The organism is Fusibacter sp., from assembly GCF_057447755.1.
In genome coordinates, this window is record NZ_JBVBZF010000219.1 from 1 (window position 1) to 6,054 (window position 6,054).

Genomic DNA, 6,054 nt, shown 5'->3' on the forward strand with positions numbered 1-6,054 from the left:
ATGCGTGGAGAAGTTGAACGCTGCAAGGAAGCCATTGCACTTTCAAGAACAGGTAAAGTCGTATCGGTGATCAGCAGTGGTGATGCAGGCGTTTATGGCATGGCTGGACTCATTTATGAATTATCAAATGAAGAGGATGTCATCAAGGTCATTCCAGGCATTACTGCTTCAAGTGCAAGTGCTGCATGTTTAGGAGCACCACTTATGCATGATTACTGCCATATTAGCTTAAGTGATTTGTTGACCCCTTACGACCTCATTATGGAGCGCGTAAAACACGCAGCACATGGCGATTTCGTCATCTGCTTCTATAATCCCAAAAGCCACGGTCGTAAGGACCACATCAAGGTTGCGCTGGACCACATCAAAGCCATTCAAGGCGATCACATCCTTGTGGGTGTGGTTAAAGATGCTAGCCGACAAGAAGAAGCTTCTTATATCTTTAAAATAGATGAAGTGGATTATGACCTCATCGATATGACCTCTATGGTTATCGTCGGCAATCAAGCCACTAAGGTCATCCATGGAAAGATGGTTACACCAAGGGGATATCACGTATGATTTTAGTACTGGGGGGCACACATGAGACAACTCAAGTGTGTTCACTCCTTAATAAACTTAATTTAAACTACATCATTTCTGTCACCACAGAATTTGGGGCTGACTTATATGGTCATTTATCCAAGCAGTGCATCGTTACGAAGTTTGATGATGCTTCGCTTGAAGCCTTCATCGTCGAAAACCAAATTACACTTATTATTGATGCAACACATCCTCATGCCGCTCTCGTCAAACAACTTGCGAGAGGTGTCGCATCAAGACTAAAAATAAATTATATCTTGTATCAAAGAACAGTCGACCTCGACGTTTCATTGCCGACATTTGAAAGCATGGCAAAGGCAATTGATCACGTTAAAAAAAATTCAGACACAAATACGCATATATTGATCACAGGTATCAAGCACATTCGCGAATGGAAAGCAGCCTTCAATGTAAATCAACTCTATTTTAGAATTATGCCCTCACTGGAGTCTTTGAAAATATGCCTTGATGAGAATATTCCTGTGGAAAATATTGTGGCTATAAAGGCACCCTGTTCCATAGAGCTTAATCAAACCCTATTTAGAGATTTCGAGATTGACTATTTTGTCTTTAAAAATTCCGGTACTGGAAGCGCTTTTAAACAAAACGTTGATTCTCTTAAAAATACAAGTGTAAAACCTATTTGTATCCAACCACACATTCAAAAGGATATGAATATTTGTTCAGACATCGTCTCGCTTAACAGAATGCTTGAGGATTGCTTAAAATCGGAGGTCTCATTATGATTTCATTTATTACACCCATTTTTTCAAACTCAATCGCAATGCACATTGCAGAAGGGTTCTTGCCTAAGACTTGGGCGCTCATTTGGTATTTGATCTTTATACCGTTTTTTGTGGTGAGCATGATTTCCATTAAAAAGCGCTTTAAAGAAGATACGGATTCAAAATTATTATTTGCCCTTATGGCAGCTTTTGCCTTTACATTATCATCCCTTAAAATCCCATCTATTGCTGGCAGTTGCTCGCATCCTACGGGAATGGGGCTTGGGGCCATACTACTTGGACCATTGCCTATGATTGCCATCGGTACGATTGTTTTAATCCTACAGGCACTTTTAATTGCTCATGGCGGTCTTACAACACTTGGTGCCAATGCCACTTCAATGGCAGTTGTTGGGCCACTTGTATCATATGGTATCTATAGACTTTTGAAAAAGCTCAAGGTCAATCGAAAAGTCAGCATCTTCATTGCTGCTGTGATTGGCGACTTAATGACCTATTTGGTGACCAGTATTCAGCTTGGTGCTGCTTTTTCAAATGGCGACCTCATGGGGTCTATGCTAAAATTTATGGGGGTCTTCATGACAACTCAATTACCAATTGCAATTGGTGAAGGTATTTTAACGGTCATTGTTTTCAACCTAATCGTAGAGTCTAAACAATTACCGCTAGTGGAAAGGAGCTTGTGATGAAATCGATCGCATATGAAAAACCAAGGGCATCTAAAGTTAAAACGCAAAACATCATTCTCTTGATTTTATTTGCACTCCTCATCATTGTGCCACTCTTGCTTAATCCCGGGGCAGAATATGGTGGTTCTGACGGTAATGCAGAACTAACAATCAATGAAATTTCACCATCCTATACCCCATGGTTTGAACCGATTTGGCAACCGCCAAGTGGTGAGATTGAAAGTCTCATGTTTACACTTTTGGCAGTGGCAGGTTCCTCAACCATTGCTTATTATCTTGGCTATATGAAAGGTAAAAACAAATGATCAATTTAGATGCAATTGCGCATACGAGCAAAGTAAAGGACTTCTATCCAAAAACGCGAATCTCACTGATATTGGGTGCCTTGATTTTCAGCATTTTTGTAAATAGCAAGGACCTTTACCTTGCTTTTTTGGGAATCTCAATTTTATGGATGCTCATGACGACCTCATTAAACCTTAAGAGCCTATTGAAACTGCTCAGCATTCCTATGTTTTTTGTCATCACATCAACAATTGTCATTATGGTTTCATTGGGAAAGTCTCTGCCAGCTGATGTGGTTTTTAAGGTGAATATTGGTTCCATATTCCTTTTTATCAGCAAAGCCAATCTGGTTTTGGCCCTTGAAACCTTTTTAAGATCCCTCTGTGGCATTTCGATGATTTTTTGTATCAGTACCACAGTACCCATGGGGCACTTTATGAAATGGCTTAAGCTCATGCATTTTCCAGAAGAATTCATCGAGTTGTTTGTCCTCACCTACCGATTTATTTTTATTTTAATTGAAGAGGCACTGGACCTCGTCATTGCCGGTGATATGAGATTTGGCTATATTTCCATTAAGAATGCCTTTCAAACCATGGGCATGATGATTCAAAGTCTTTTGCTCAAAACCTTTAAACGTTACGAAGACCTCAGTCAAGCACTTGAGCTTAGACAGAACTTTGATGACCTATAATAACCAAAACAGGAGAAACTCATGTTAAAAACGGATAAATTGACCTATCATTATGAGGATGGGGCAAAGGGCATCGAAGATGTCTCATTTAGCGCAGATCATGGAAAAATCATTGGTGTCATCGGTGAAAACGGTGCTGGCAAATCGACGTTTTTTAAGTGTTTGCTTGGCCTTTTAAAACCACAGTCCGGACAGCTCTTCATTGAAGAACAAGCCATTTCATTTGATAAAAAATCTCTAAAAAAATTGAGAAGAACCATCAATCTCGTCATGCAAGATCCTGAGAGACAGATTTTTTATAGCTCTGTTTTTGATGATATTGCTCTTGGCCCTAAAAATTTGGGGTATTCAGAAACTGAAATCCAAAAAATCACAAATGAATGCATCAGCGCTGTTAAAGCAGAATCATTTGCTTCAAAGCCTGTTCAATATTTAAGTTTCGGTCAAAAGAAGCGTGTTGCAATCGCAGGGGTCCTTGCACTCTCTTGTAATGTACTGCTTCTGGATGAACCTGAAACCGGCCTTGATCCTAAAATGAGGCAAGAGATGATTATGCTCCTGAGGTCACTCTCTGAGTCAGGCAAAAAAATCATCATTTCAAGCCATAATATGGATATGATTTATGAACTCTGTGATTATGTCTATATCATGCATGAAGGCACCTTCATCTGTGAAGGTCCTGTGGATTCAGTTATGACAAACGAAGTTAAATTAAAAAAGGCGCACTTGGAAATGCCCTTGCTTGTTAAGCTGGCTGGCAAACTCGGTATGAAAACAAGAGAAGTCAAGGCGCTCTTACAATCAGAGCTATAAAACACTGGTCTTTAGGAGGTAATTATGCAGATTGGGATCATTGGACTAAACCACCAATCAGCCACTGTGGCTGAGCGGGAAAAAATTGCAATTTCAGATGAACAAAAGATAGAACTTATGCAGCACATCATCAAGATGGGGGCTGTGGAGACGGTCGTCCTTGGGACCTGTGGCCGTTTTGAAATTTACTACGTCACACAAATGGATGATTTTGAAGCCATTGAACATAAAATATTAAAACACTTAAAACACAGCTTCGACCTTGAGGCCCACCTTTATCAAAAAAGTGGTTTTTTGGTAATTGACCACCTCTTTAAGGTCTCATCTGGACTGGATTCAGCAGTTCTTGGCGAGGATCAAATCCTTGGTCAAACAAAGAATGCACTGACACTGTCCTCGGACTGTCTCTGTAGCGGCAAAATATTAAACAAACTCTTTAGAGAGGCGGTCTCTTTTTCCAAGCGCATTAAAACAGAGCTTAAGATATCCGAGTCTCCGCTTTCATTGAGCTACATCGGGATCAAAAAGGCCAAATCAGCACTCACCTTCACTGATGAAACGGTCATTACCATGGTCGGTCTTGGTAAAATGGGCAACCTCGCTATAAAATACCTCTTTGAGAGCCCTTTTAAAACCATCTATATCGCCGTTCGTAACCCAGAAAAATTACCTCAAGAAATTTTGGATCATGATAAAATTAGAATTGTGCCCTTTGATGATCGCTACGACGCCATCAATAAGAGTCACCTTATCATTACTTCTACCTCTGCTCCACACCCTGTGATTAGAAAGGCTCTCTTGGCCTTTGAGACGTTGAACCCCGTGATTGTAGACCTTGCCATGCCTCGTGACTGTGAGCAAAGCGTCTATGAAATGTCTGAAGTAACCGCTTGGGATGTGGATGCGCTTAAAGAAGTCTCGGAAGAAAATCTTCTGAAGCGACAAGCCCTGGTACACCAGGTAGATGATTTGATTTTTCACAAATCAAATGAGTGTCTCAAATGGATTGAGGCGACTAAAGTAGATGACCTCCTAAAATCTTGGAACGAATCCATAAGCGAAATCAAGGGGCAGACTTTAGAAATTCTCTCACGTAAAATGGACTTGTCAGATGATGACATCAAACAGGTCCTTGATAAACAACTTGAATCTGCACTTAAGAAAATGATCAAGAAACCGCTTGAAACCCTAAAGAATATGGACAACTCTGTTAAACGCGAGCACAGTGTACAATTATTGAAGGAGCTTTTCGGCTATGAATGATAAACCCCTTTTGATTCATACAGATCATTTAAACCTCCTCATCGTTGGTGGTGGCAAAATTGGATATCGAAAAGCTTTGGCCTATGTGGATAAGTGTGCCTCACTGACGATTTTATCCCCAGACCTGTGTATAGAATTTACTGAACTTGTGCAAAATCATAAAATCCATCATATAGCCATGACCTTTGAAGCTTACATTTTAAAGCATCATTCACATTTTATGACCATGCATTTGATTTATGCTTGTACCAACCAGCCTGAAGTCAATCATGCAGTTAGTGAAACCTGTAAGCAATATGGCAAGCTTATAAACCGTACGGATGATTTTAAGCACGGCAGTTTTTCAGATATGATGACCCATGTTGAAAAGGCATTTACCATAGCAGTCTCCAGCAAGGGGTCCCCATGGGGAAGCAAACTCCTGATTGAGCAAGTTGCTTCAGTAATATCTCCAGCACTTAAAGAAAAATTGAACTTTCTAAAAAAATACAGAAGAGACTTGACCGCCGATGGGCTTACCTATGAAGCGATTAAAACAATGACGATAGAAGAACTCGAAAGGAAACTAGAGATGAAAACCATTAAAGTAGGGACACGTGGAAGTCGACTTGCAAGAGCACAAACAGATTGGGTAATAGCCTCTTTAAGAGCGCTTGATCACCGCTTGAATTTTGAAACGGTCATTATCTCCACTAAGGGAGATGAAATACAAAATATCTCACTCGATAAAATTGGCGATAAAGGCCTCTTTGTAAAAGAAATCGAACAGCAGTTACTCGATGGTCATATTGACATTGCAGTCCATAGCATGAAGGATATGCCAAGTGATCAAGGCTTGCCACTTGCCTTTTCAAAAACACCTAAACGAGAAGATCCTAGAGACATTCTCGCACTCAAGGAGGGCTACCACACCCTTGATGATCTACCACAAGGGGCAAGAATAGGTACTGGCAGCAAACGAAGACTCTTTCAACTTTTGAAA

Annotated in this window: 8 protein-coding genes; all 8 read left to right on the forward strand. The window is 40.4% G+C overall.

Going from position 1 to position 6,054, the window contains the following annotated elements; all coding sequences use genetic code 11:
• Positions 1–561 (forward strand): precorrin-3B C(17)-methyltransferase (locus AC220I_RS16875; RefSeq protein WP_486725034.1); only part of this gene is annotated, 561 nt, incomplete at its 5' end.
• Positions 558–1,328, forward strand: coding sequence for a precorrin-6A/cobalt-precorrin-6A reductase (locus tag AC220I_RS16880; protein WP_486725035.1), 771 nt, complete (start codon positions 558–560; stop codon positions 1,326–1,328). The genes AC220I_RS16875 and AC220I_RS16880, both read left to right, overlap by 4 nt.
• Positions 1,325–2,014: an energy-coupling factor ABC transporter permease gene (locus AC220I_RS16885; protein ID WP_486725036.1), complete on the forward strand. Its 690-nt coding sequence runs from the start codon at positions 1,325–1,327 to the stop codon at positions 2,012–2,014. Before AC220I_RS16880 ends, AC220I_RS16885 begins: the two co-directional genes overlap by 4 nt.
• A complete protein-coding gene (locus AC220I_RS16890; RefSeq protein ID WP_486725037.1) occupies positions 2,014–2,322 on the forward strand; it encodes an energy-coupling factor ABC transporter substrate-binding protein in 309 nt (102 codons plus the stop codon). Before AC220I_RS16885 ends, AC220I_RS16890 begins: the two co-directional genes overlap by 1 nt.
• Positions 2,319–2,996 (forward strand): cobalt ECF transporter T component CbiQ, encoded by a 678-nt coding sequence (cbiQ, locus tag AC220I_RS16895; RefSeq protein ID WP_486725038.1) that lies wholly within the window; start codon positions 2,319–2,321, stop codon positions 2,994–2,996. Before AC220I_RS16890 ends, cbiQ begins: the two co-directional genes overlap by 4 nt.
• 21 nt (positions 2,997–3,017) lie before the next feature.
• Positions 3,018–3,809, forward strand: coding sequence for an energy-coupling factor ABC transporter ATP-binding protein (locus AC220I_RS16900; RefSeq protein WP_486725039.1), 792 nt, complete (start codon positions 3,018–3,020; stop codon positions 3,807–3,809).
• A 24-nt stretch (positions 3,810–3,833) separates the two neighbouring features.
• The gene (gene hemA / locus AC220I_RS16905; RefSeq protein WP_486725040.1) at positions 3,834–5,072 is read left to right on the forward strand and encodes a glutamyl-tRNA reductase; all 1,239 of its coding nucleotides are present in this window, start codon (positions 3,834–3,836) and stop codon (positions 5,070–5,072) included.
• Positions 5,065–6,054 (forward strand): NAD(P)-dependent oxidoreductase (locus tag AC220I_RS16910; RefSeq protein ID WP_486725041.1); only part of this gene is annotated, 990 nt, incomplete at its 3' end. The genes hemA and AC220I_RS16910, both read left to right, overlap by 8 nt.

Excerpts from the sequence above, each read along its gene's own strand:
- AC220I_RS16900 (WP_486725039.1), top strand. The coding sequence starts at position 3,018 with ATGTTAAAAACGGATAAATTGACCTATCATTATGAGGATGGGGCAAAG.
- AC220I_RS16890 (WP_486725037.1), top strand. The coding sequence starts at position 2,014 with ATGAAATCGATCGCATATGAAAAACCAAGGGCATCTAAAGTTAAAACG.
- cbiQ (WP_486725038.1), top strand. The coding sequence starts at position 2,319 with ATGATCAATTTAGATGCAATTGCGCATACGAGCAAAGTAAAGGACTTC.
- hemA (WP_486725040.1), top strand. The coding sequence starts at position 3,834 with ATGCAGATTGGGATCATTGGACTAAACCACCAATCAGCCACTGTGGCT.
- AC220I_RS16885 (WP_486725036.1), top strand. The coding sequence starts at position 1,325 with ATGATTTCATTTATTACACCCATTTTTTCAAACTCAATCGCAATGCAC.
- AC220I_RS16880 (WP_486725035.1), top strand. The coding sequence starts at position 558 with ATGATTTTAGTACTGGGGGGCACACATGAGACAACTCAAGTGTGTTCA.